28 protein-coding genes are annotated in these 25,469 nt (G+C 62.7%); 12 read left to right on the top strand and 16 right to left on the bottom strand.

The features are described from left to right. Positions 1-4 precede the first annotated feature (4 nt). The 4 genes from ureE (at position 5) to GH660_RS01175 (ending at position 2,338) form a co-directional block, all read left to right on the top strand. Complete coding sequence (gene ureE / locus GH660_RS01160; protein WP_153144741.1) at positions 5-535, top strand: urease accessory protein UreE; 531 nt, start codon at positions 5-7, stop codon at positions 533-535. Continuing rightward, entirely contained in the window at positions 532-1,218 is a 687-nt protein-coding gene (locus GH660_RS01165; protein WP_153144742.1) for an urease accessory protein UreF, read from the top strand. Before ureE ends, GH660_RS01165 begins: the two co-directional genes overlap by 4 nt. A gap of 7 nt (positions 1,219-1,225) precedes the next feature. Then, positions 1,226-1,831: an urease accessory protein UreG gene (gene ureG, locus GH660_RS01170; protein WP_153144743.1), complete on the top strand. Its 606-nt coding sequence runs from the start codon at positions 1,226-1,228 to the stop codon at positions 1,829-1,831. 204 nt (positions 1,832-2,035) lie between these two features. Beyond that, on the top strand, positions 2,036-2,338 hold the full coding sequence (locus GH660_RS01175) for a hypothetical protein (RefSeq protein WP_153144744.1): 303 nt from the start codon (positions 2,036-2,038) through the stop codon (positions 2,336-2,338). Positions 2,339-2,348: 10 nt separating this feature from the next. Here the strand turns inward: GH660_RS01175 and GH660_RS01180 are convergent, their stop codons facing one another. From GH660_RS01180 to GH660_RS01215, 8 genes are all read right to left on the bottom strand, one after another. Further along, positions 2,349-3,083, bottom strand: a complete 735-nt coding sequence (locus GH660_RS01180; RefSeq protein WP_153144745.1) for a proteasome-type protease — start codon at positions 3,081-3,083, stop codon at positions 2,349-2,351. Between the two features lie 10 nt (positions 3,084-3,093). Continuing rightward, positions 3,094-4,041 carry an alpha-E domain-containing protein gene (locus GH660_RS01185; RefSeq protein WP_153144746.1) on the bottom strand — a complete coding sequence of 316 codons (948 nt, stop codon included), beginning with the start codon at positions 4,039-4,041 and terminating at the stop codon, positions 3,094-3,096. Positions 4,042-4,045: 4 nt separating this feature from the next. Continuing rightward, complete coding sequence (locus tag GH660_RS01190) at positions 4,046-5,458, bottom strand: circularly permuted type 2 ATP-grasp protein (RefSeq protein WP_153144747.1); 1,413 nt, start codon at positions 5,456-5,458, stop codon at positions 4,046-4,048. 202 nt (positions 5,459-5,660) lie between these two features. Beyond that, a complete protein-coding gene (locus GH660_RS01195; RefSeq protein ID WP_153144748.1) occupies positions 5,661-6,842 on the bottom strand; it encodes an acetyl-CoA C-acyltransferase family protein in 1,182 nt (393 codons plus the stop codon). A 23-nt stretch (positions 6,843-6,865) separates the two neighbouring features. After that, positions 6,866-7,789, bottom strand: a complete 924-nt coding sequence (locus GH660_RS01200; RefSeq protein WP_153144749.1) for a CobD/CbiB family protein — start codon at positions 7,787-7,789, stop codon at positions 6,866-6,868. 64 nt (positions 7,790-7,853) lie between these two features. Continuing rightward, positions 7,854-8,399: a CoA pyrophosphatase gene (locus GH660_RS01205; protein WP_228276359.1), complete on the bottom strand. Its 546-nt coding sequence runs from the start codon at positions 8,397-8,399 to the stop codon at positions 7,854-7,856. A gap of 44 nt (positions 8,400-8,443) precedes the next feature. Then, the gene (locus GH660_RS01210) at positions 8,444-8,701 is read right to left on the bottom strand and encodes a hypothetical protein (protein ID WP_153144751.1); all 258 of its coding nucleotides are present in this window, start codon (positions 8,699-8,701) and stop codon (positions 8,444-8,446) included. 10 nt (positions 8,702-8,711) lie between these two features. Continuing rightward, positions 8,712-9,350 (bottom strand): TIGR02281 family clan AA aspartic protease, encoded by a 639-nt coding sequence (locus tag GH660_RS01215; RefSeq protein WP_153144752.1) that lies wholly within the window; start codon positions 9,348-9,350, stop codon positions 8,712-8,714. A 21-nt stretch (positions 9,351-9,371) separates the two neighbouring features. Between GH660_RS01215 and GH660_RS01220 the strand changes: the two genes are divergently transcribed. Continuing rightward, the gene (locus tag GH660_RS01220) at positions 9,372-10,085 is read left to right on the top strand and encodes a type 1 glutamine amidotransferase (protein WP_153145352.1); all 714 of its coding nucleotides are present in this window, start codon (positions 9,372-9,374) and stop codon (positions 10,083-10,085) included. An 85-nt stretch (positions 10,086-10,170) separates the two neighbouring features. Here GH660_RS01220 and GH660_RS01225 read toward each other — a convergent pair whose 3' ends face one another. From GH660_RS01225 to GH660_RS01250, 6 genes are all read right to left on the bottom strand, one after another. Continuing rightward, positions 10,171-10,665, bottom strand: a complete 495-nt coding sequence (locus GH660_RS01225; protein WP_153144753.1) for a YajQ family cyclic di-GMP-binding protein — start codon at positions 10,663-10,665, stop codon at positions 10,171-10,173. A gap of 120 nt (positions 10,666-10,785) precedes the next feature. After that, entirely contained in the window at positions 10,786-11,103 is a 318-nt protein-coding gene (locus GH660_RS01230; protein ID WP_153144754.1) for a pyrimidine/purine nucleoside phosphorylase, read from the bottom strand. Continuing rightward, complete coding sequence (locus GH660_RS01235; protein ID WP_153144755.1) at positions 11,104-11,325, bottom strand: DUF2788 domain-containing protein; 222 nt, start codon at positions 11,323-11,325, stop codon at positions 11,104-11,106. Positions 11,326-11,328: 3 nt separating this feature from the next. After that, complete coding sequence (locus GH660_RS01240; RefSeq protein WP_153144756.1) at positions 11,329-12,564, bottom strand: argininosuccinate synthase; 1,236 nt, start codon at positions 12,562-12,564, stop codon at positions 11,329-11,331. A 32-nt stretch (positions 12,565-12,596) separates the two neighbouring features. Beyond that, positions 12,597-13,517, bottom strand: coding sequence for an ornithine carbamoyltransferase (gene argF, locus GH660_RS01245; RefSeq protein WP_153144757.1), 921 nt, complete (start codon positions 13,515-13,517; stop codon positions 12,597-12,599). A gap of 5 nt (positions 13,518-13,522) precedes the next feature. Then, the gene (locus tag GH660_RS01250; RefSeq protein WP_153144758.1) at positions 13,523-14,695 is read right to left on the bottom strand and encodes an aspartate aminotransferase family protein; all 1,173 of its coding nucleotides are present in this window, start codon (positions 14,693-14,695) and stop codon (positions 13,523-13,525) included. Between the two features lie 285 nt (positions 14,696-14,980). Between GH660_RS01250 and GH660_RS01255 the strand changes: the two genes are divergently transcribed. Beyond that, on the top strand, positions 14,981-15,280 hold the full coding sequence (locus tag GH660_RS01255; RefSeq protein ID WP_153144759.1) for a DUF3579 domain-containing protein: 300 nt from the start codon (positions 14,981-14,983) through the stop codon (positions 15,278-15,280). A gap of 62 nt (positions 15,281-15,342) precedes the next feature. Here GH660_RS01255 and rpsT read toward each other — a convergent pair whose 3' ends face one another. Further along, complete coding sequence (gene rpsT, locus GH660_RS01260; RefSeq protein ID WP_153144760.1) at positions 15,343-15,612, bottom strand: 30S ribosomal protein S20; 270 nt, start codon at positions 15,610-15,612, stop codon at positions 15,343-15,345. A 90-nt stretch (positions 15,613-15,702) separates the two neighbouring features. Further along, positions 15,703-16,512 (bottom strand): hypothetical protein, encoded by an 810-nt coding sequence (locus GH660_RS01265; protein ID WP_153144761.1) that lies wholly within the window; start codon positions 16,510-16,512, stop codon positions 15,703-15,705. Between the two features lie 205 nt (positions 16,513-16,717). On the opposite strand from GH660_RS01265, the gene GH660_RS01270 reads away from it, so the two are divergent. The 6 genes from GH660_RS01270 to GH660_RS01295 all read left to right on the top strand — a co-directional run bounded on the left by GH660_RS01270 (position 16,718) and on the right by GH660_RS01295 (position 25,438). Next, entirely contained in the window at positions 16,718-17,146 is a 429-nt protein-coding gene (locus GH660_RS01270) for a type IV pilin protein (protein WP_153144762.1), read from the top strand. Continuing rightward, positions 17,143-17,727: a GspH/FimT family pseudopilin gene (locus GH660_RS01275; protein WP_153145353.1), complete on the top strand. Its 585-nt coding sequence runs from the start codon at positions 17,143-17,145 to the stop codon at positions 17,725-17,727. Before GH660_RS01270 ends, GH660_RS01275 begins: the two co-directional genes overlap by 4 nt. A gap of 1 nt (position 17,728) precedes the next feature. Then, positions 17,729-18,166, top strand: coding sequence for a type IV pilus modification protein PilV (gene pilV / locus GH660_RS01280; protein WP_153144763.1), 438 nt, complete (start codon positions 17,729-17,731; stop codon positions 18,164-18,166). After that, positions 18,163-19,278 (top strand): PilW family protein, encoded by a 1,116-nt coding sequence (locus tag GH660_RS01285; protein WP_153144764.1) that lies wholly within the window; start codon positions 18,163-18,165, stop codon positions 19,276-19,278. The genes pilV and GH660_RS01285 overlap by 4 nt, the downstream gene beginning before the upstream one ends. 50 nt (positions 19,279-19,328) lie before the next feature. Continuing rightward, positions 19,329-19,904, top strand: coding sequence for a hypothetical protein (locus GH660_RS01290; RefSeq protein WP_153144765.1), 576 nt, complete (start codon positions 19,329-19,331; stop codon positions 19,902-19,904). 71 nt (positions 19,905-19,975) lie between these two features. Continuing rightward, on the top strand, positions 19,976-25,438 hold the full coding sequence (locus tag GH660_RS01295; RefSeq protein WP_194266194.1) for a PilC/PilY family type IV pilus protein: 5,463 nt from the start codon (positions 19,976-19,978) through the stop codon (positions 25,436-25,438). The last annotated feature ends 31 nt before the right edge of the window (positions 25,439-25,469 follow it).

Genomic DNA, 25,469 nt, shown 5'->3' on the forward strand with positions numbered 1-25,469 from the left:
CGTCATGCTCATCCTCAACCAACGCACCACCGCCCCCGCCACCGACTCGGTGGCGCTGGCCTACGACGAGCGCAAACGCAGCCGCCTGAAAGTAACGCTCGCTTCCGGCGCCGAGGCCGGCATCTTCCTCGAGCGTGGCGACCACCTGCACGGCGGCGACCGTCTCGCCGCGGAAGACGGCTCGGTGGTCATCCAAATCCTCGCCGCCCCGGAAAAGCTGATCGAAGCCGTCGCCGACAGCCCGCTGCTCTTCGCCCGCGCTGCCTACCACCTTGGCAACCGCCATGTGCCGGTGCAGATCCTGCCGACGGAAAACGGCGGCAAGCTGCGCTTCCAGATCGACCACGTGCTGGCCGAGATGGTCCGCGGTTTAGGGTGCGCCGTGGCCGAAACCGAAGCCCCCTTCCAGCCGGAGGCCGGCGCCTATGGCGGCGGTCATCAGCACCACGGCGACGAGCCGAGGTCCGATCTGCACGACCCCGGCCACGGCCCACACCGTTCGGTGCCGAAAATTCACGAGTTCAAGCCGCGTTGAACCCGCAATTGCAACTCGCCCGCCTCCTGCAACTGGCCAGCCCGGCGCTGCCGGTCGGCGCCTACACCTACTCGCAGGGCCTCGAATGGGCCGTCGAATCGGGCGTCGTCCGCGACGAGGCGAGCGCCGGGCGCTGGATCGCCGACCTGCTGCGGCACGGCATCGGCCGCTACGAGGCGCCGCTGGTTTTTGCCCTGATGGCGGCGTGGACCGCAGCAGACGCCGCCGAAGTCGCCTGCCTCAACGACGAATTCCTGGCCAGCCGCGAAGCCGCCGAACTGCGCGCCGAAACGGCGCAAATGGGCTTCTCGCTGTGCCGCCTGCTGCGCGACCTGCGCGACGATTCGCTGGCCGGCGTCGCGGCGGCCGTCGACGCGCTGCCCGAAGTCGCCTTCCCCACCGTCTGGGCCGGCATCGCCGCCGCCTGGCAGATCGATCCGCAGGCGGCACTGACCGCCTACCTGTGGTCGTGGGCCGAGAACCAGGTGATGGCCGCGCTGAAGGCGGTGCCGCTCGGCCAGGCCGCCGGCCAGCGGCTGCTCGCCGGTCTCGGGCGGCAGATCCCGACGGTTGCGGTCGACGCCCGGAAACTGCCCGAAACCGGCTGGTCCAACTTCACGCCGGCCTTCGCGATCGCCTGCGCCCGCCACGAAACCCAGTATTCCCGTCTATTCAGATCCTAGGAAAAACATGAGCAAGCAAGCCCTGCGCGTCGGCATCGGCGGCCCCGTCGGTTCCGGCAAGACCGCTCTGACCCTGGCTCTGTGCCAGGCCCTGCGCGAGCAGATCGACATGGCCGTCGTCACCAACGACATCTACACCGCCGAGGATGCGAAATTCCTCGTCAATCATTCGGCCCTGGCGCCGGAACGCATCATCGGCGTCGAGACCGGCGGCTGCCCGCACACGGCGATCCGCGAGGATGCCTCGATCAACCTCGAAGCGGTCGACCGCCTGCAGCGCGCCTTTCCCGGCGTCGAACTGATCCTCGTCGAATCGGGCGGCGACAACCTCGCCGCCACCTTTTCACCGGAACTCTCGGACCTGACGATCTACGTCATCGACGTCGCCGCCGGCGAGAAGATTCCACGCAAGGGCGGGCCCGGCATCACCAAGTCCGACCTGCTGGTGATCAACAAGATCGACCTCGCCCCGATGGTCGGTGCCTCGCTGGAGGTCATGGCCCACGACGCCAAGGCGCAGCGCGGCTCCCGACCTTTCGTGTTCAGCAACCTGAAGACCGGCGAAGGACTGGACCGGATCATCGCCTTCATCCGCGAACGCGGCATGATCTGAACCGGCATTGCTGCACCGCACCAAACCTGTTCGCGGCGCCCCCGGCCCGCACCATCGAAACTCATCGTCAGCCCGGGCCGGACAGGAATTTCCTGGCAAGCCACTGATTTTAAAGAGGGGTTACCTGGCACTCCAGCCGGCACGATTTTCGCTGAACTGCACTCCCCGACCCCAACCGGGCTGTTTCAGCAATAAGGAAAAATCATGTCGATGGACAAGCAGATGGCAGTTGCCCAGTTATTGGCCCGCTTCAAATTGCAGGTCAAGCGCACGCTGGGCGAGACGGTCGATCTGGAACGGATCACCCGCGACGCCGACTACACGCGGCAGCGGCTGGCCGAGATCGAGGAGGCGGCGCTCGACGAGGACCTGCTGGTGATGGTGTTGCGCCTGCGCGATCACCTGTTGCCGCCTGAAACCCCGCCGACACCGGCGCCCGTCGCGGCGCCGGCCGCGCCGGAGGCGAAGGAAACCCGCCGCTACCTGATGGGTGCGCGTTCCTGGTAACGACAGGCCGCTAGAGGGTGTTCCAGGCCGGCGCCGGCAGGTCGGCGAAACCCTGGCGCAGATGTTCGCCCCACTGCTTGCGGATCTGCGCGTAATAGGCGTTTTCCTGCGTGATATTGACGTGGCGGCCGATCGTCAACGCGTCGTTCTCGTAGATCGCGAGGTCGAGCGGCAGGCCGACCGACAGGTTGGAGCGGATGGTCGAATCCATCGAGATCAGCGCGCACTTGGCGGCCTCGTCGAGCGAGGTCTGCGGATTGACCACGCGGTCGATGATCGGCTTGCCGTACTTCGATTCGCCGATCTGGAAATACGGCGTGTCGCGCGTCGCCTCGATGAAATTCCCGGCCGCGTAGATGTTGAAGAGGCGCTGTTCCTCGCCCCGGATCTGGCCGCCCAGGATCAGGCCGGCTGCGAACTCGACGCCGAACTGCTTGAGCGCCGCCGCGTCGCGGTCATGCACTTCGCGCAGGCAGTCGCCGACGTGCTTGGCCGCCTCGAACATGTTCCTGACCTTGTACAGGTTGGTGCCACGCGACGACTCCAGCTTCTCGCGCAGGGTGTTGACCACCGACTGGCTGATCGACAGGTTGCCCGAGGTCATCAGCACCAGCACCCGCTCGCCCGGCTTCTCGAAGACGTGCATCTTGCGGAAGGTGTTGATGTGATCGACCCCGGCGTTGGTCCGCGAGTCCGAGAGGAAGACGAGGCCGGCGTCGAGACGCATGGCCACGCAATAGGTCACGCCGCCGTCCTCAGGCGGCTTCTGACATCGGCACCAGGAAATCCTTGCTGATGCCGTCGCCGAGCGCATAGATGCGGTCCATGAAGTCGGTCAGCCATTCGTGCAGGCCCTGCTCGAGGATGTCCTCGACCCGCGCGTAATGCAGTTGCGCGTGCAGCAGGCCGGCCTGGCGCTGGGTTTCGCCGGATTGCCGGTTGGCGATCAACTCGACGTTCTTGACCACGCCGTTCATGCAGAAATGCAGCGAGCGCGGCATGTCGCTGCGCAGGATCAGCAACTCGGCGACACGCTCCGGCGTGATGACGTCGCGGTAGGCCTTGCGGTACACCTCGAAGGCCGACACCGAACGCAGCAGTGCGCCCCACTGGTAGAAGTCGGTCGCCCCCTCATCGCCGTGCGGTCGCAGGACGTGGTACTTGACGTCGAGGATGCGGGCCGTGTTGTCGGCGCGTTCGAGCAGGGTGCCGAGGCGGATGAAGTGGTAGGCCTCGTCCTGCAGCAGGGTGCCGAGCGTCGTGCCGCGCGACAGCGAGGAACGCATCTTGACCCACTCGAAGAATTCGCCGATGCCGGCGTTGAAGATCTGCTCGAAGCTCTTCTCGCGGGCCTCCAGCCAGGTCGAGTTGAGCGTTTCCCACATTTCTGTGGTCACCGTGCCGCGCACGGCATGGGCGTTCTCGCGCGCCATGCGCAGGCAGCTGTGGATCGAGGCGTAGTTGTCGGGATCGCTGACCATGAAACGCAGCACGTTTTCAGCGTTGACCGCAGCATACTTGGCGGCGAAGGCTTCCTCGAGGCTGTTCAGGGCGATGATGGCATTCCAGTTCTGGTTGGCCGCTTCCAGCGATTGCGGCACGAGCGACATCTGCCAGGTGACGTCGAGCAGGCGGGCGAGGTTCTCGGCCCGCTCGATGTAGCGGGACATCCAGAAAAGGTGGTCGGCAGTACGGGATAGCATTTGGTCAGTCCTCCAGAACCCAGGTGTCCTTGGTGCCGCCGCCCTGCGACGAATTCACCACCAGCGAGCCCTTGGTCAGGGCCACCCGGGTCAGGCCGCCCGGCACCATGTTCACACACTCGCCCGACGACAGCACGAAGGGCCGCAGGTCGAGATGGCGCGGCGCGATGCCCTCCTCGACGAAGGTCGGACAGTTGGACAGCGCCAGCGTCGGCTGGGCGATGTAGCCGTCCGGCTTGGCGATCAGCAGCTTGCGGAAGTGCTCGATCTGCTCCTTGGTCGATGCAGGGCCGACCAGCATGCCGTAGCCGCCGGCGCCATGCACCTCCTTGACCACCAGTTCCGGCAGGTGGTCGAGGACATAGGCCAGGTCGTCCTTCTTGCGGCACATCCAGGTCGGCACGTTATTCAGCGTCGGCTCCTCGCCGAGGTAGAAGCGGACCATGTCCGGCACGTAGGGGTAGATCGACTTGTCGTCGGCGACGCCGGTGCCGATGGCGTTGGCCAGCGTCACGTTGCCGGCCTGGTAGGCCTTGAGGATGCCCGGCACGCCGAGCGTGGATTCGGGGCGGAAGGCCTGCGGGTCCATGTAGTCGTCGTCGATGCGCCGGTAGATGACGTCGACGCGCTGCGGACCCTGCGTCGTGCGCATGTAGACCACTTCGTCCTTGACGAAGAGGTCGCGGCCCTCGACCAGTTCGACGCCCATCTGCTGGGCGAGGAAGGTGTGCTCGAAATAGGCGCTGTTGTAGGCGCCCGGTGTCAACACGACGACCGTCGGGTTGCTCACCCCCTTGGGTGCGACGGCGCGCAGTTTTTCCAGCAGCATGTCGGGGTAATGCTGGACCGGCGCCACCTTGTTCTTGGCGAACAGTTCGGGGAACAGCCGCATCATCATCTTGCGGTCTTCCAGCATGTAGGAAACGCCGGACGGCACGCGCAGGTTGTCCTCCAGCACGTAGAACTCGCCCTCCCCGGCCCGCACGATATCGACGCCGGCGATGTGGGCGTAGATGCCGCCCGGCACATCGACGCCCTTCATGACCGGCCGGTACTGGGCGTTGTTGAGGATCTGCTCGGCCGGAATCTTGCCGGCCTTGAGGATTTCCTGATCGTGGTAGATGTCGTCGAGGAACATGTTCAGCGCCTTGACGCGCTGGCGCAGCCCGGATTGCAGGGACTTCCATTCCGCCGAGGGGATGATGCGCGGAATGATGTCGAAGGGAATCAGGCGCTCCTTCCCAGCTTCCTCGCCGTAGACCGCGAAGGTGATGCCGACGCGATGGAAGGCCAGGTCGGCTTCGGCCCGCTTGCGGGCGATGCGCTCGGGCGGCGTGGCCTTGAGCCAGTCGTCGTAACACTTGTAATGAGCACGAACGCCGCCGTTGGCGTCCATCATTTCGTTATAGAAGTTCATTTTGGACTCGTCGCTGAGGATGCTCTCGGCAGGGTTTCAGCAGGTTCCATGCCATCGGTGAATACTGCAGCAAATCAGTGAATTACATTTTCATGACCGGCCATTGCGCCCCACATCGGTGCAGGCGATTTCAAACTGGTGCAAATAAAAAACCCGCCGGATCGCTCCGGCGGGTTTCTTGTCATCGGAAACGCCGCAGCGATCAGACGCGCTCGAAAATCACCGCGATGCCCTGGCCGCCACCGATACACATGGTGACGAGGCAGTACTTGCCGCCGATGCGGTTCATTTCGTAGATCGCCTTGGTGGCGATGAAGGCGCCCGAACAGCCGACCGGGTGGCCGAGGGCGATGGCGCCGCCGTTCGGGTTGGTCTTGGCCGGATCGAGACCGAGCACCTTGGAAACCGACAGCGCCTGGGCGGCGAAGGCTTCGTTGGACTCGATGACGTCCATCTTGTCCAGGGTCAGGCCGGCCTTCTTCAGGGCCAGTTGGGTCGCCGGGATCGGGCCCTCGCCCATGATGTCGTTCGGCACGCCGGCAACAGCGTAGGAAACCATGCGGGCGATCGGCTTCTGGCCGGCAGCGGCCGCCTTGGCAGCGTCGGCCAGCACGAAGAAGGCGGCACCGTCGTTGATGCCGGAGGCGTTGCCGGCGGTGACCGTACCATCCTTCTTGAAGGCCGGCTTCATCTTGGCCAGCGATTCCATCGTCGTGCCACGCTTCGGATGCTCGTCGGTGTCGAAGACAACCTCGCCCTTTCGGGTCTGCTTGACGATCGGCAGGATCTGCGACTTGAAGTGGCCGGCATCGATGGCGGCGGCAGCGCGACGCTGCGACTCGACGGAGAAGGCATCCTGCGCTTCGCGGGAAATGCCGTGCTTGGCGGCCAGATTTTCGGCGGTGATGCCCATGTGGCCAACGCCGAACGGGTCGGTCAGCACGGCGACCATGGCGTCGATCGCCTTGGTGTCACCCATGCGGGCACCGGAACGCAGGGCCGGCAGAAGGTAGGCGACCTTGGACATGACTTCGACGCCGCCGCCGATGCCGTAATCGCAATCGCCCAGCAGGATGTTCTGGGCGGTGGTGACGATGCCCTGAAGACCGGAGGCGCAGAGGCGGGAAACCTGCATGGCGACGGAATCCATCGGCAGGCCGGCCTGGATCGAGGCAACGCGGGAAACGTAGGCGTAGCGGGAGTCGACCGGCATCGTGGTGCCGACGGTGACGTAGTTGATCTGGGCCGGATCGACGTTGGAACGGGCGATCGCTTCCTTCATGACCGTGCTGGCCAGATCGCAGGGATCCATATCGGCCAGGGAACCGCCAAAGGCGCCGATGGGGGAACGAACTGCGCTCAGAACGACAACTTCTCTGCTCATGTAAACCTCCAGATAAAAATTATTCAGCCCACCAGACTGGCGAACTCCAACAAAAAGAGCAACAACATCCAGAGCACCGTAGCCCGCCAGACGAGCCCGACGGCACTTTGCATGAAATCGACATCGGCCGGATCACCGAGACCCAGTTCGGCGCGATCGCTCACTTCGACACCTTCGGCCAGCGGCATGCCAAGCTGCACCCCCAGCGCGCCGGCACCGCTGGCCAGCACGATGCCGAGATCGCGGTCCGGCCAGAGGCCGGCCTGGGTGCGCCAGCAATAGACCGCATCCTCGAAATCGCCGACGATGGCGAAAGCGGACGCGGTCGCCCGCAACGGCAACCAATCGATGATACCGAAAACCTGACGGGAGAATGCGGAGAAATCGTTGTGCTCCGCAGCATTCCTGGCCAGCCAGCGCGACTGAATCACCGCAGCCATGCGGTAAAGCACTGCACCACAGGGACCCGGCAACAGGACGAAGCAGAGCAGCACGCCGAACACGTGGCGATGCGCGGCGACGATCGCCGTTTCGATCGACAGGCGGGCGATTTCCTGCGACCCGAGGTCGTCGGCCGAGCGCCCCCGCCATTCGGCGAGCAGGTGGCGGGCGCGCGGCAGGTCGCCGAGACGCAACGCCAGCTGGATTTCGGTGTAGTGATGGCTGAACTGCCGGAAGCCCATGGTCAGGTAGAGAATGCCGATGTTGAGCAACAGGGCGAGGAGCGGCGTGACCGAGTAGAGCAAGGCATAGACGAGCGCGACCAGGAGCACCGGCACTAGCACGGCGAGACACCAGGCGATCACGCCCTGGCGATATTCGCCGGCGTTGAAACGGGATTCGATGAAGTCCGCCCAGGCTGCGAGCGGCTCTTCCACCACACGGCGGTAATTCAGGGGTTGCAGCTGCTCGATGAGAAAGACTGCGATGAGCGAGAGAAGACTCATGTAGTGCCGGGGAATGCCTCGATCGGCTTATCTTATTGTGCTAAAGCGCCACCATACCACAAGCTCAGGCGGCGTGGAGGCCGAGGCGTTCGGTCAGCGAGCGGATCATGCCGGCGGTCGCCCCCCAGATGAAATAATCGCCATAGGGCATGGCGAAGAAGTGGCGCAGGGCGCCGCGATAATGCAGCGAATGCCGCTTGTGGTTGGCCGGGTCGAGCAGGAAGGCCAGCGGGACCTCAAAGGCTTCCGCCACCTCGAAGGGATCGAGCGCCAGTTCGAACGGCGGCGTCACCAGCGCGACCACCGGGGTGACGCGGAAGCCCGTGCCGGTCCGGTATTCCGGCAGGAAGCCGAGCACCTCGACATGCTCGCGCGCCAGCCCGATCTCCTCTTCCGTCTCGCGCAGGGCGGTATGCACCGGCGACGGGTCCTCCGCCTCGACGCGTCCGCCGGGAAAACTGATCTGCCCGGCATGATCCTTCAGGTGCGCCGTGCGCTGCGTCAGCAGGACGGTCTGTCCGTCATCGCGCAGGACGATCGGGAAGAGGACGGCAGCCGGGGTCAGCGGCAGGCCCTCGCCGCCATCCTCCTGGACGAAATGCCCCGCCATCGGCTCGCGCAGCAGGCTCGCGCGCAGGCGGTCGAGATCGAGGCTCATGCCGCTTCGGCGTCGCCCTCGATTTCCGCATGGACCGACGACAGGGCGTCCTGCAAGGTTTCTTCGGACAACTGGTTGAGCGAGGTCGCGACCACATCGGCCGCCTCGATGGCGCCGACCGGCAGGCGCTTGCTGTCGAGGCTGGCGATCAGCGCCGCCGACGCACCGACGACGCGGAGAATGGCCTGCCGCTCGTTCATCAGCATCTCGACTTCACGCCGAAGCAGGGCAATTTCCTGATCGCGATGCGGCATGGTCTCTCTCCTAGAAGCGTCTTTTTAGTGTCATGGTACTGCCGTCGCGCTGCATTTCCATCCGGTTGAGGAAGCTCATGCCGAGCAGCGCCATGGGCATCTCGCTCTGGTGGATCACGGCGTCGACGTTGTGCAGGGTCACGTCGCCGATTCGCACCGTATCCAGCGAGACCTTGCTGACGACCGACTGGCCGTTGGCCGTCTGCGTCATGCCCTTCTGGCCGCGGTTGAAATCGAGTCCGATCCGGCGGGCGTCGGTGGCCCCCAGCGAGATCATCGTCGCTCCGGTATCGACCAGGAAGCGCACCGAGGTGCCGTTGATGTTGCCGGTCGTGTAGAAATGCCCCTGGTTGTCGGCGGTCAGGACGATCTTGCCGGAGCCGTCGGCCGACGCGGCGCCGACGGCATGTTGGCCGACGCGCAACGGACGCTTCTTGCCGCCGATTTCGACGACTGCCTGATCGCCCTGCACCGAAACGACGCGGACGCCGTCCAGCGACTGGCCGACGGCGACCGCCTGCGGTTCGCCGCCGTTGATCATCAGCATGGCCTTGCTGCCCATCACGCCGGCCAGGCCGACATCCTGGGCGGCCGCGCAACCCGAAGCGAGAGCGAGCGCCAGGGCAATGCGCGTAAAATGGCGCTTCATTTTCCGTTCACTCCTGTCGCCATGCTACCCGTCGCCATCTTTCGCCACTCCCCTACCGAAGGTCCGGGCTATTTTGCCATATTCCTTGAGCGGCAAGGGATTCCGTGGCGACTGATCGCCATCGACGAGGGCGAGCCGGTGCCTGCCACGGTCGACGGTTTTTCCGGCCTCTGTTTCATGGGCGGCCCGATGAGCGTCAATGACCCGTTGCCGTGGATCGAACCGGTCTGTGCCCTGATCCGCGCCGCCGTTGCGCTGAACGTGCCGGTCATCGGCCATTGCCTGGGCGGCCAACTGATGAGCAAGGCGCTGGGCGGCCAGGTGACACGCAATCCGGTCAAGGAAATCGGCTGGGGCGAGGCGGGCGGCGAAAGCAACGAGATCGCCCGCCACTGGCTTGGCGCCTGGGCCGGCAGGGTCGGCACCGTCTTCCAGTGGCACGGGGAAACCTTCAGCATCCCGCCCGGCGCCACCCGACTGCTCGCCAACATGCACTGCGCCAACCAGATGTTCGCGCTCGGCCCCCATCTCGGCATGCAATGCCATGTCGAGATGACGCCGGAAATGATCGCCACCTGGTGCGGGCAATGGGCCGACGAGGCGGCGGCGGTCGCCGGCCAGGCCAGCGTCCAGACGCCGGCGGCGATGCAGCGGGAAACCGCCGAGCGCCTGCCGGTCATGCGCCAGCTCTCGGAGCAGCTTTACTCGGTGTGGATCAGCGGCTTGCGGCGCTGAAGGCGGGCGCCCGAAAAACACAACGGGCAGCCTGGGCTGCCCGTTGATTTTTGCCCTTTTCGGGGCGTCGACCGCAACCGGCCGCTCAGTCGCGGAAGTTGCCGTATTTGATCGGGAAATCGGTAATCGACTTGGTGATCAGCGCGATGCACGACTGCAGGTCGTCGCGCTTGGCCCCCTGGACGCGCACGGTATCGCCCTGGATCGAGGCCTGCACCTTGAGCTTGCCATCCTTGACCAGCTTGACGATCTTCTTCGCCAGATCACTGTCGATGCCGTCCTTGATCTTCATTTCCTGCTTGACCTTGTTGCCGGAAACGCTGACCACCTTCTGGTGATCCAGGCGCTTGACGCTCTCCTTCTCCTTCTTTTCCATTGCCGGGAACAGCAGGTCCTTGATCTGGTCGAGCTGGAAGTCGGAGTCGCCCCACAGGGTGATGACCTTGTCCTTCTCGTTCAGCTCGACCTTGGCGCTGGTGCCCTTGAAGTCGTAGCGATTGTCGATCTGGCGCGCGGTGACGTCGATGGCGTTCTTCAATGCCACCATGTCCGCTTCGGAGGTGAAGTCAAAGCTCGGCATGGATAACTCCTAAAAAAAGTCCCGGCTGGCGGGCCGGGCAAGGCGCTTGCCCGAAGAGAGTACGCGATCTACGGCAAGGGCGAGCAACGCGGCCCGGCCAAGCGCCGGGCTTTTTCGCGATCAGCCGAAGTGGCAGACGTAGTGATAGGCGTCGCCCTCGGCGACCGCGATCTCGAACGAGGAATTGCCCGGCACGTTGAAGGACTGGCCTTCACCGTAGGTCTTCCACTCGGACTCACCCTTGAGCCTGACGCGACAGGAACCGCCGACGCCTTCCATGATTTCCGGCGCGCCGGTGTTGAAGGTCAGACTGGAGGGCAAAATGACGCCGACCGTCTTCTTGGTGCCGTCGGCGAGCACCACGGTGTGGCTGACGCACTTGCCGTCGAAATAAACATTGGCCTTCTTGACCACCGAAACGTTGTCATATTGCGACATTTAAATACCCCAGAGTTTTTGAATTACAGCCTTGGCGATGAAGCCGACCATGCCGAAAGCCAGCACGAAGAAAAGCACGAAGGTCCCCGTCTTGCCGGCTTTCGACTTCCAGGCGATCTCGCCGATGATGAACAGCATGAACAGGATGAAGGCACCGACGCCCCAGGTTGCGCCGAAGTCCGCCAGCTGCTCCTCGGTGAAGCCGAACAGGGTGCCTTCCATCGCTTACGCCTGACCCTTGCGCGCGCGCAGGTTGGCGGCGATGCGCATGCGCAGCGCGTTGAGCTTGATGAAGCCGGCGGCGTCCTTCTGGTCGTAGGCGCCGGCGTCGTCCTCGAAGGTGGCGATGGTCGAGTCGAACAGCGAATCGGTCTGCGAATCGCGGCCGACGACGATGACGTTGCCCTTGTACAGCTTGACGCGGACGAAACCGTTCACGTTCTGCTGGGTGTGGTCGATCAGGGTCTGCAGCGCGACGCGCTCCGGGCTCCACCAGTAGCCGTTGTACACCAGGCTGGCGTAGCGCGGCATCAGGTCGTCCTTGAGGTGGGCAACTTCGCGGTCGAGGCAGATCGACTCGATGGCGCGGTGGGCGCGCAGCATGATCGTGCCGCCCGGGGTTTCGTAGCAGCCGCGAGACTTCATGCCGACGTAGCGGTTCTCGACCAGGTCGAGGCGGCCGATGCCGTGCTTGCCGCCCAATTCGTTGAGCTTCGCCAGCACCTGCGCCGGTGTCATGCGCGCGCCGTTGAGGGCGACGATATCGCCCTTCTCGTAGGTCAGCTCCAGGTATTCGGCCTGATCGGGTGCTGCTTCCGGCGACACCGTCCACCGCCACATCGATTCTTCGGCCTCGGCATTGGGGTCTTCGAGGTGGCGGCCTTCGTAGGAGATGTGCAACAGGTTGGCGTCCATCGAGTACGGCGAACCGCCCTGCTTGTGCTTCATCTCGACCGGAATGCCGTGCTGCTCGGCATAAGCCAGCAGCTTCTCGCGCGACAGCAGGTCCCATTCGCGCCACGGCGCGATGACCTTGACGCCCGGCTTCAGCGCATAGGCACCAAGCTCGAAGCGGACCTGGTCGTTGCCCTTGCCGGTCGCGCCGTGCGAGATGGCGTCGGCGCCGGTCAGGTTGGTGATCTCGATCAGGCGCTTGGCGATCAGCGGACGGGCGATCGAGGTGCCGAGCAGGTACTCGCCTTCGTAAACGGTGTTGCAGCGGAACATCGGGAAGACGAAATCGCGCACGAATTCCTCGCGCAGGTCGTCGATGAAGATGTTTTCCGGCTTGATGCCGAACTTCAGGGCCTTGGCGCGGGCCGGCTCCAGCTCTTCGCCCTGGCCGAGGTCGGCGGTGAAGGTCACCACTTCGCATTGGTAGGTATCCTGCAGCCATTTCAGGATGACGGAGGTATCGAGGCCTCCGGAGTAGGCCAGCACGACTTTCTTGATATCGCTCATTTCTGTTCCCTTGCTTCGTTTAATTCGGCTGCTCAGCCCTGGAGGCGGCCCAGCAGCAGGTATTCCATCAACGCCTTCTGGACGTGCAAACGGTTCTCGGCTTCGTCCCAGACCACCGATTGCGGACCGTCGATGACCTCTGCCGTCACCTCCTCACCGCGGTGAGCGGGCAGGCAGTGCATGAAAAGCGCGTCGGCATTGGCGACGCGCATCATCTCGCCATCGACGCACCAATCGGCGAAGGCCTTGATGCGCGCCTCGTTCTCGGCCTCGAAGCCCATCGAGGTCCACACGTCGGTCGTCACCAGGTCGGCGCCACGACAGGCATCCATCGGATCGGCAAAAACCTTGAAGCGGGCCGGATCGATCTTGCCGACCAGCTCGGGCTGGATCCCGTAGCCCGGCGGGGTCGACACGTGCACCTTGAAGTCGAGCACTTCGGCCGCCTGCAGCCAGGTATTGCACATGTTGTTGGCGTCGCCGACCCAGGCCACAGTCTTGCCCTGGATGCAGCCGCGATGCTCGATGTAGGTGTAGATGTCGGCCAGGATCTGGCACGGGTGGTATTCGTTGGTCAGCCCGTTGATCACCGGCACACGCGAATTGGTGGCGAAGCGCTCGATGATCTCCTGCTCGAAGGTGCGGATCATCACGATGTCGCTCATGCGCGAGATGACCTGCGCCGCGTCCTCGACCGGCTCGCCGCGCCCGAGCTGGGAATCGCGGGTATTCAGGTAGATCGCCGAGCCGCCCAACTGCTGCATCCCGGCCTCAAAGGAGAGACGGGTCCGCGTGCTGGCTTTCTCGAAGATCATCACCAGCGTCCGGTCGCTGAGCGGCCAGTATTTCTGGTAGGACTTGAACTGGTTCTTGATCCAGCGCGTACGCTCGAAAACGTACTCGAACTCGTCGCGTGAGAAATCCTTGAATTGCAGAAAATGTTTGATCGCCATGGTTTTCAGGCTGCCAGGAATTCCTTGATGAGGGGAACGCTGCGGTCGACCAGTTCCCTGGCCTCATTTTCACTGAAGGTCAACGGCGGCAACAGGCGGATCACCCTGTCGGCCGTCACGTTGATCAACAATCCCGCCGCCAGCGCCTTGGTGACCAGTTCGCCGCACGGGCGATCGAGCTCGATGCCGATCATCAGGCCGTGGCCTCGAACCTCGACCACTCCCTTGAGCCCGGCCAGCGACTCGGCCATCAGCTTGCGGATCAGCGCCCCGACGCTTTCGGCGTTCGCCATCAGACCATCCTGCTCAATGGTCTCGATGGTCGTCAGCGCCGCCGTGCACGCCAGCGGATTGCCGCCGAAGGTCGACCCATGGTTGCCCGGCCCGAACAAGCCGGCCGCCTTGCCGCCCACCATGCAGGCGCCGATCGGCACGCCCGAACCGAGGCCCTTGGCCAGCGTCGCGATATCCGGCTGGATGCCAGCATGCTGGTAACCGAACCATTGGCCGGTGCGCGCCATGCCGCACTGCACCTCGTCGCAGATCAGCAGCCAGCCCAGTTCGTCGCAGAGCTGCCGCAAATCCTTCTGGAACTGCACCGACGCCAGGTTGATGCCGCCCTCACCCTGGACGATCTCCAGCATCACGGCAACGATGTTGTTGTGGTGCTCGGCAACGGTTTTGATCGCCGCCAGGTCGTCGTAGGGAACGCGCACGAAACCCGAGACCAGCGGTTCGAACCCGGCCTGCGCCTTGCGGTTGCCGGTCGCCGAGAGCGTCGCCATGGTCCGGCCGTGAAAGGCCTTCTCCATCACGATGATGGTGGGCGACTCGATGCCCTTCTTGTGGCCGTAGTAGCGCGCCAGTTTGATCGCCGCCTCGTTGGCCTCGCAACCGGAGTTGCAGAAGAAAATCTCCTGCATGCCCGAGAGCGCCGCCAGCTTGTCGGCAAGCTGCTCCTGTTCGCGAATGCCGTAAAGGTTGGAGGTATGCAGCAGGCGCCCGGCCTGCGCGGCGATCGCCGATACCAGCCGGGGATGGGCATGGCCAAGGGTCGACACGGCAATCCCCGACAACGCATCCAGGTATTCCTTGCCCTCGGTATCGAAAATGCGGCTACCCAGGCCATGGCTGAACGCCACCGGCAAGCGGGCATAAGTATTCATGACATGCGACATGACGCAACCCCAAAAAACGAAAACGGCGGTCAATGCCGCCGGAAAGATCGCCACCCACCCGGCCAGGAACAGTCCGAAAGAGTTGCAGAAGGCTGAATGTTAAGTGAAAAACCGCTCTGTGTATAGAATGCGGCCGCTCTCCGGCAACCCAAAATTACGGGACCACGCCCACGCGAAACCCGTCCGGGCCATTCCATGACAACGTCTGATACGCCAATGCCCCGAGGCTTCTGCTAGAATGCGCCAAGACAAGGTCGCAACGCCCCGCCAAAGCAGAGTGGAACAATGACAACACCAGAATCGACCACCTTCATCATCGTTGGCCTCACCAAACAAGGAAAGAAATTCCGTCCCAGCGACTGGGCCGAACGACTGTGCGGCGTCATGTCCGCCTTCGGCGCCGAGCGCAAGATGAAATATTCGCCCTACGTCGGGCCTGGCGATTACAACGGCGAAAAAGCGGTATTCGTCGAAGGCCGTCTCGGCGAGGTCGAACCGATGGCCTACCGCTTCATGCTCAATTTCGCGCAGGACAACGACCTGCAGATCATTGACGGCGTCTGCTCGCTCGACGGCAAGAAGTAATCTTTCGCTGCACCAACAAAAAAGGCACCCGAAGGTGCCTTTTTACTTTTCCCGATCAGGAATCAGGCAGCAACCAGCGCCTTGATCTGGGCAGACAGACGGCTCTTGGTACGCGAAGCCTTGTTCTTGTGGATGATCTTCTTGTCGGCAATACGGTCGAGAACCGCAACGGACTGCTGGAATACACCCTGGGCGGCGGCTTTGTCGCCGGCGTCGATGGCCTGACGCACACGCTTGATCGCGGTACGCAGGGTCGAACGCAGACTGGCGTTGTGGGAGCGCTGCTTGTCAGCTTGACGGGCGCGCTTGCGGGCTTGTGCGCTGTTGGCCATTTAATTTAACTCGAAAACTTAAAAGCTGGAGAGTATAGCAGTTCACCAAAAATAAACAACATCCATGCACTCAGTCACATCGTTACCGCATCATTGAACAGGAAGCCCGAGATTCTCCGCGGTCAGCTCGACTCTCAGCAAAGACCCTACGCGCACTCCATTAATTTCACCCGGCGTGAATCGAAGTCGCCTGAATGCAGCGGCGAGCGACTGCGTATAGCTTTCCGGCAAGCCGGACATGACGGGCAGCGCCGAGACCACCTCGCCGGATTCGCTGATCGAAACATCCATAATCACCGATGCTCGACGATCCTGCATCGGCATGTCGAAATCCGGACTTTCGATATCCGACAAGGGAAGGGGCCGGACGGAGAGTTGATCCGCCGGATAAAATAGCCGCGCGGGCTCCCTTGAAAACCCATTTTTTTCATCGCCACTCGACGTGAGTTTCCTTTCGAACCCACCCTCAGGCTGCGCCACCCGAACCGGCGCCTGGTCGAATACTGACGCCCCCTCGGCCTGACTGCGCCCTGCGCCGGATTCAACAGGTGCAAACCTATCCTCTGCGGGCACATTGCTCCCCAGAACCCCATGCAGGGACACCAGCAGCGCCTGCTGCGAACCCGGATTTCCTGCACCATGAATCAAATCACCAGTAAAGTGATGCAAGGCGGCAAGGAGTAATGCGTGGAATACGACAGAAGCCAGCGCCGCTACCCGCAAGCGCGAAAACAGACAAGAAAACCTCGTTGCCCGGAAACGAAAGGCGATGGGCGCCTTCCCGGACCCCAATGGCGACTCTCCGCCTGCTACGCCCAACCTGCCCACGAGGCGAGGCTGGCAAACACGCCTGCCGATACGGTAGCGAAGGAGATTTTCCGGGAATTGGGCGATCAGCATGTATATCGTCGACGTGACAAGTCATTACGCTTAATAAGATACATCGTAGGCACGTCCGTCACTTGACCGCCGATGCAGTTCCTTTTGCCACTCATCGGACAGATGCCCCCTCGCGTACCTGCCAACCTTATGCTTCAGTCTGAATGGTGGACGGTTCAGGGAGTGACAGCCGGCCCCTCGAACCATATTTCGGAGATAGGCAACAATGATCAAAAACCATGGCTTCACGCTGATCGAACTCATGATAGTCGTCGCCATTGTGGGCATCCTGGCCACGATTGCGCTTCCGGCTTATAACAACTACATGATGCGAGGGCGGATCGCTGAAGCCGTTTCCGGTTTATCGGCAAAGCGTGTCGAAATGGAGCAGTTCTTCCAGGACAACCGTTCCTATGTGAATGCTCCGGCCTGTAACAATGATGCGGCGACGAGCCGTCATTTTACCTTCTCATGCCCCGTAGCACCGACGGCAACGACATATACCCTTCAGGCGGTTGGCACTGGCGCGGCAGTGGATTTCACCTATACGGTCGATCAGTCAAACGCCAAGGCATCGAACATCACGCGTTCCGGGTGGAACAACCCCAACCCCAACAATTGCTGGGCTGTAAGGCCTGACGGTAGCTGTTCATGACCAGACGCATTCAAATCGGGGTATCGCTCATCGAGGTGATGATCACGATCGTCATCCTGGCGATACTGCTCGCCCTCGCCACACCGACGCTCGCCCAATGGGCTCAAAACCGGCAGATACGGACTGCTGCCGAGGCAATGCAGAACGGGTTGATGCTCGCGAGAGCAGAAGCTGTGCGCAGGAATACGATCGTGCGTTTCAGCCTGGTCAGCACCACCCAGGGTGATTGCGCCCTCAGTACACTTGGCGCGAACTGGGTCGTCAGCATCGACGACCCGGCCGGGAAGTGCAATGTAGCTGCTTCGGACACCGTCGATCCGCGAATCGTCCAGATCCGTTCCAATACCGAAGGCTCTCCGAACGTCGTAGTCAACGGCAACGGCGCGACAACCGCAACCTTCAATGGCATGGGGCTGGCCACCTCCGGCGCATTCACCATCGACATCAGCAACCCGGCCGGTGGCGCCTGCAGAGGCGCTGGCAACATGGCCTGCCTGCGCGTCGTTGTTTCCCCGGGGGGACAGGTGCGCATGTGTGATCCATTCGCCGGTCTTCCGGCCGATGACCCGCGGAGGTGCTGAAATGACCACATATTCCAGAACCAACACGAATGGGCAGTCCGGGGTAATTCTGATCGAAGCCCTAGTCGCCATTCTCATTTTCTCCGTCGGCATCCTTGCCCTTGTAGGGTTGCAGGCGACAGCCATCAAGCAATCAACGGATGCACGCTATCGCACGGAAGCGGCAGCGTTGGCCAATGAACTCATTGCGGAAATGTGGGTCAGCGACCGGACGACGGCGACGCTGATCACCAACTTCGCCACCGGCGGACCAAGTTACGCCGCCTGGGCCAATCGGGTCGCCGCCACCCTGCCCGGCGGCATTGCACCGACCGTAACCATCGACGCCGCAGGCACTGCCATACCGGGCCGGGTTCTCGTCACCGTACAGTGGCGAGCCCCCAACGAGCCCGCCGGTGCCGCTGCCCACAATTACCGGACTTCCGCCGTCATCCAATGAGCACACTGCACAATTCACCCATCGCAGCGTTCAGCGCCCGCCGGCGCGAATCCGGATTGAGCCTGATCGAGATCCTCGTCGGTCTCGTGATCGGCCTGATCGGCATCATCGTCATGATGCAGGTCTACGCATTGTCCGAGGGGCGCAAGCGAACGACGACAGCCGGCAGCGACGCCCAGAACAGCGCATTCATCGCGCTGGATACGCTGCAACGGGCCGTCACACAAAGCGGCGCCGGCTTCGCCCATACGCGGCTGCTCAACTGCAACATCCAGTTGCCGAACGGCAATCCCGTACCGCTGGCGCCGGTCATCATCAATCCGCCGAATACCGTCATCCCGCCGAGCACCTTACCCGCCGACGCAAACTTCATGCGACTGCTTGTTTCTTACGGCGGCAGCAACGACCAGCCAGATGGCTACAACCTGTTCGCTCCGATGACGGGGCCGAACTACACGCTGACCTCGACCGGTTCGTTCAAAGTTGACGATCCCGGTACTGCTGCCAACGAAGGCGACTGGCTCATCCATGCGCCGGCAGCCTGCCCGCTGCTGCTCCGCCAGGTGACGAGTTACACCGCCGGAACAACGGCCGTCACTGTGAACGGAACCCCGTCGACCACGGACAGCGCAACGGCGCTTTTCAATCTTGGCGCCACCCCGCGTTTTCTCGCTTTCGCGGTACGCAACGGAACGCTCACCGTCTGCGACTACATGGTCAACAACTGCGGTGACGCTTCCGCGGCCACCCTCGCCAACCAGAATATCTGGCGGCCACTCATCAACAACGTAGCGGCATTTCAGGCACAGTACCATAGGGACACGTCAGCCCCGATGGATGGCATCGCCGACGCCGATGGCTACAGCCAAACAACCCCCACGACGGCTTGCCTGTGGGCCCGGACGTCTGCTTTGCGCTTGGTGCTTGCCACACGCAGCGTGCAGTATGAAAAGGAAAATGTCACAGCAGCCGCACCAAACTGGCGTGGCGGTGCGTTGGACGTTTCGGACAATGGCACGCGTGCGGACTGGCAACGGTACCGCTACCGTATCTTTGAAACCGAGATTCCACTTCGTAACATTGCCTGGATGGGGGTCGTGGCAGGATGCTAAACCATCGTTCAATCATTCCCGCGGGAATCTTGGCTTCGCGCCAACGCGGCGTGACGCTGCTCATCGCCCTCATCCTGCTGGTCGCCATGACCGCCGCAGGCATCGTGTTGCTTCGCTCCGTCGATCTGTCGAACATCATCGCCGGCAACCTGGCTTTCAAGCAGGGCGCGACCCATGCGGGGGACATCGGCATCGAACGGGCATTCGGTGAACTCCGGGCGAATGCCGCAGGCAGCTTCCTGCACACCGACCACGCCAACATCGGCTATTCCGCCAACGGTAACGCCGCTGCGAGAAGCCCGGCAGCAGGACAATCCTGGGACGACTACTTCAACACGCTGGTCGCTGCCAACCGGGTGTGGGTGCTATCCGATGCCGAATCCGATTTCGCCAATACCGGCAACCGGGTATCACTCGTCATCGATCGCATGTGCACCAATGCCGGCGATCCGTCCGCCGGCGCCAACTGCACCGGATCGACCGTTGCGTCGGTGGCCAGCGGATCGGGCGAAGAGGCGGGCGAAGTCGCCATCAAGGCCCCCTCGGCCATCTATTACCGAATCACCGCGCGGGTCGATGGCCCACGCAATACCCGAAGCTACGTGCAGGCCATGGTGACCCTATGATTTCCGACTCTGCCCCCTGCCGTGCCACCTTTGCACTCCCGCATACTCATGAAACGCGCCGGAGAAGAACCATGAAACAGAAGAATTTCCTGCTCCAGAGCGGACTACTGCTTCCGATCGTTGCGCTGACGTTCAGCATCCACGCCAACGCCACCGACTTGTCCACAGTGCCCCTGAGCACCTATTTCGCGCCGTCATCGATCGATGTCAAACCGAACATCATGTTCGTGCTGGACGACTCCGGCAGTATGGGAATGACGTCGATGCCGGACCAGGCCACCTGGTATTACACAGCCTGGTATTCCAACTATCGACCCGGAAACTACAATAGCAGTCGGGGCAACAACGGCATGCCGCCCTACATGCGCTACAACACGGCATTCAACGGACTCGCCTACAACCCCGCCATCCGTTACCTGCCGCCGCGCAAGTTCAACGCCAACAACACCGAGGACACCACGACATATCCGTCGATGACCGGCACGTCTACCGCGACCGGCGGCGACAATACGGCAACGACAGCGGCGCCGAACTGGAAGAATGTCAAGCGCGACGCCTATGGCACCGTGAGCACCAGCACGGATGACCTGAGCGGTGGTGTATTTTCCCATGTCGTCGTTCCCGGCCTCTATTGCAACAACCCCGACTTGCGGACATGCAATGCTCAAAGCGGCCCCAGCGGAAACTATACCTATCCTGCAAGCATGCGGTGGTGCACGACGGCCAGCCTCACGACCTGCCGTGCCACCTGGCTTGACAGCTACACCTACCCGAGCATGCCGGCGCCGCGGATTGCGACCCTGACCGTCGGTGGCTCAGGGAATACGAGCGTCGACAACATAACGGTCAACGGGCTGCGGATCATCCCCAGTGCAACGGCGACGTACTCGAACAGCAACGATCTGGCAACGGCGATTCGTGACAAGATCAATGCCTGCAGCAACGTCAAGACTGGCAACTGCGACACCGTCGGATTCACTGCCACGGTCAATAATGCAGAGGTCACCGTCTACGCGCCGGATGCCAATACCTACACCCCGGCGATCAGCAAGACCGGTAGCCGCACCGTCACGGCGACGGCCTTCGACCGCAGCACCGTCCCGCTGCCCTACTGGCGCGACACCAGTGTCACGCCGAGTGCCAGTTCAGCGGCGATTCCCGGCGAGAACCTGCGCCATACCATCACCCCGCTGGTAAACAGCTACCCCTACCCCGGCCAAGCGACCAAGGCCGCTGGGCGCGATGACTGCGCCGGGACGACCTGCACCTATGCCGAGGAGATGACCAACTACGCCAACTGGTACGCCTACTACCGGACCCGCATGCAGATGATGAAGACGTCGGCCAGCCGCGCCTTCGCCGGCATCGACTCGGCAGCGGACATCACGGCAGGGGTTTCCCGCTTCCGCGTCGGTTACATGTCGATTAACAACACGGCCGGCAGCCAGTTCCTCAATCTCGGCGAATTCGTCGGGCAGCAACGAGCCGACTGGTTCGGCAAGCTGTTCGCCGCCGACCCCGGCGACAACACGCCACTGCGCGAAGCGCTGGCCAAGGCCGGACGCCTCTATGCTGGAAAATTGAACGGTGGCACGCTGAACGGCGTGTCGGTCACCGATCCGCTGCAATGGTCGTGCCAGCAGAACTTCACCATCCTCTCCACCGATGGTTTCTGGAACTCCGGCGCCGGCTTCAAGCTTAACGGCAGCAGCTCCGTCGGCAACCAGGACGGCGCCATGCCCGCCCCCTATAACGACGGCGGCGTTGCACAGAATCAGACGCGGACGAGTTCCCTGCAGCAGCGCACCGAAACGCAGCGTGCCGAAATGGGAACGCTTCAGTCGCGGACAACCCAGTCGCAGACGCGAACAAGCCAACTTCAGAAACGCGTTTACTCCCAGTTGCAAACTCGTTCCGGAACGGGTTGCTCCGGGTCTGCATCGAACCCGACATGTTCCAATTGGACGACAGCCTGGACCGATGTGCCTGCAGGTTCATCATGCACTTGGGATACAAATGGATCTACCAGAACTGTGTGTAGATACAATGGTTCCACTTGGGGTACATGGGCAAATGAAGCCACCTCATGCACTCCCAACACCCCCGACACTGCCGTTTCCAATGGTGAGCAATGGACTCAGGGAGTTCAATGCCAATACGCTAACTGGTCTGGATGGACCAATACAGGGACATGTACTGCTGCGCCACAGGACACATCTGGCACATGGAGCGTTCCCGTGGCACGTGAATGCCAGACTGTTGGCGCTACCTCTTGGGCTAATGCTTCCACTTGTTCTCCGACCTCGCCCGATGCGAGTGGCGTTGCAACCGCCTGCCAGTATGCTTTTGCCGCGCTGGCGCCGACGCAGACCTGCACACCGACTTATGTCGCCAACGACTTCACCAACCCGACGGTCTACCGGAACTGCGGCGTCACCAACGGCAGCTGGGCGAACGCGGCGACCTGCACGGAGACAACCGACTGGAGCGCTTCCGGAACACGCACGGCTTGCCAATACGCGAACTGGTCGAACTGGACAGACGTCTCCACCTGTACCGCGGTTGAACAGTCCACCGGTCCCGACTTTACGGTTGCCACCGCCCGCGAATGCCAGACGGTGACGGGCAGCGGCGGTTACAGCAACACCCTGGCCGACGTCGCAGCCTACTACTACAACAACGACCTGCGGCGCCCGACCTCCGACAATCCGCCGGCCGCGGACGCCACCGGCACCTGCGACGGACCGATCATTGCGCCCAAAACCACCGCGAACGACCTGTGCAATAACAATGTGCAACCGAACGACCGCGATGTCGCCACGTGGCAACACATGACGACCTTCACCCTCGGACTTGGGGCACAGGGCAAGATGCTGTTCTCGCCCAGCTACTGGACGGATACGTCAGGGGACTTCAACTCGGTCAAGACCGGTCAGACCGCCGACCCGGCCAACGGCATCTGCCAGTGGATGACGTCGGGTTCGCGCTGCGTCTGGCCGCAGCCGAGCAGTGACGACCCGGCCAACATCGACGACCTCTGGCATGCCGCGGTCAACGGACGCGGCTCATACTTCAGCGCGACCGATCCGACCTCCCTGTCGGAAGGCCTCGGGGACACCCTGCGTGCCATCACCGACTTCCCCCGCCCGGGCACCTCGGCGGCGGCAGCGAGCAGCAACCCGAACATCAGCGCCGGGGATAACTACGTCTTCAGTTCCTACTACAAGTCGGTGGACTGGTACGGCGACCTGTATCGCCAGCGCTTCGACCTCACCACCAACAACCTGAGCCAGTACGTGGACTGGTCGGCCAAGACGATGCTCGACTGCGCGATGACGCAGTGGCAGGCATCGACTGCCTACATCGCCGGCGACGCCTTCCGCTACGGCACCGCCTGCCGTCTGGTCCTGACCGGCTACGTGTCGGGAGCCACGTACAACGAGGGCAATAAGGAAACGACCAACACGGCCCTGGTTTCCGACGCGCCGGCGAACTGCTCGACCGCCTGGGCACCGGCGACGGCCTATACCGCGGGTTCCATCTACTCTTATGGTGGCGTCTGCCGCTATGTGACAAATGGCTACACCTCGGGCACTTCCTTCGGCCTGACCGACTCCGCCAACTCAAACGCCGCCTATGTGGCCGGCACGCCGACTTCGCGGACGATCTACACCAAGGACTCGACCGGTCGGATTCCGTTCGAGTGGAACAGCCTGAACTCTACGCTGCAAAGCTACTTCACCAAGCCGCATATCGCCTACGACGAATCGGTCACGCCGCCCGTCGGGCTGTCGCAGTTCTGCTCGCCGGCCGGTGGCACCTGCCTGAGCAGTACCGCGCAGAACAACGTGACCGTTCTGACCAATGGCGCTGCCGGCGAAGCGCTGGTGAATTTCCTGCGCGGTGACCGGACCAACGAACTCACCTTCTACCGCCAGCGCAAGCACGTGCTGGGCGACATCGTGTCTTCGGAAGCCCGCTATGTCAGCGCATCGCTGTTCAACTACAACGACGCCAACTACGCCGCCTTCAAGGTGACGGTCAGCAGCCGGCAGAACGTTGTCTACGTTGCCGGCAACGACGGCATGCTGCACGCCTTCGACGGAGAAACCGGCAAGGAACTGTGGGCCTACGTGCCCGCCATGGTCCTGCCGGACCTCTACAAGCTGGCCGATCGCGATTACAGCCAGAAGCACGAGTATTTCGTCGACGGCACGCCTGAGGTCGGGGATATCTGCCCGAACGCCAACAATACGACGCCGGCAGGAACATGCTCCGCCAGCCAGTGGAAGACCATCCTCGTCGGCGGCCTGAACCGGGGCGGCAAGGGCTTCTACGCCCTCGACATCACCAACCCGACGAATCCCGTCGTCCTGTGGGAGTTCACGGACGCGAACATGGGCTACAGCTACGGGAATCCCCGTATCACCAAGCTGAAGAGCGGACAGTGGGTCGTTCTCCTGACCTCGGGCTACAACAACGCCGACGGCCTGGGCCGCCTCTATGTGCTCGATGCCTACAGCGGCAGCCTGATCCGCAGCATTCCGACGACCGCGGGAACGCCCTCCAACCCGAGTGGCCTGACGAAGATCGCCGCCCATGCGCCCAATGCCGACACCAACAACACCACCCTGGCGGTATACGGTGGCGACATGCTCGGCAACCTGTGGCGCTTCGACATCAACGGCGACATCGGCGCCAGCGGCTACGATGCGCACCGGATGGTGACGTTCATGGACGAAGCGGGCACGCCTAAAGCGCAGCCGATCACGACCAAGCCGATTGTGAGCACGGTCGAAGGCAAACCCGTCGTCTATGTCGGCACCGGGTCCTACCTGGGCATTACCGATATCACCAATACCCAGTACCAGACGATGTATGCGGTGAAGGACAACTACAATTCGACGAGTTTCCTGACGCCCCGCGCCAACAACAGCGGTTTTGTCGAGCAGACCCTGCAGAGCACGACGTGTACGACGGAAACCTCCTGTACCCCCGGCGAAGCGATTCGCAAGATCGGCGCGCCCGATGCCAGCAAGCCCGTACAAACGGTCAACTGGACTTCGAACAACGGCTGGTATGTAGACTTCCTGACCGCCGGGGAACGCTCGAATACGGATCCCGCACTCGCACTCGGTACGCTGGTGTTCACCACCAACACCCCCAACAACGCGAGCGTCGAACCTTGTGGTGAGACAGGAACCGACAACTCCTCCAGCTGGCTTTATTCACTCGACTACAAGACCGGCGGGCCGGTTGCGGGAGCTTCGGGGGTTGTGGCGACGAGCCTGGGCAACGTGATCGCCACGCGCCCGGTGCTCGTCCGGACGCCGGATGGAACCGTGTTCGCGCTGATTCGCACCTCGGGCGGAAATTCATCGAGCACCGGCGGCGGCGGTGGTTCCGGCACGACGCCTGCCGGCTACTATCCGGGTGTCAAGGAAGATGGCGCGACCCAGGTCAAGAAGCCGCCGATCAACCTTTCCGGTGGTGCAAGCCGTCGGGTCTCGTGGCGGGAAATCACGACCGACTGAGTTTCCAGGTCGTCAATGACAAAAAAGGCCG

Source organism: Dechloromonas sp. H13 (assembly GCF_009469615.1).
GTDB lineage: Bacteria > Pseudomonadota > Gammaproteobacteria > Burkholderiales > Rhodocyclaceae > Azonexus.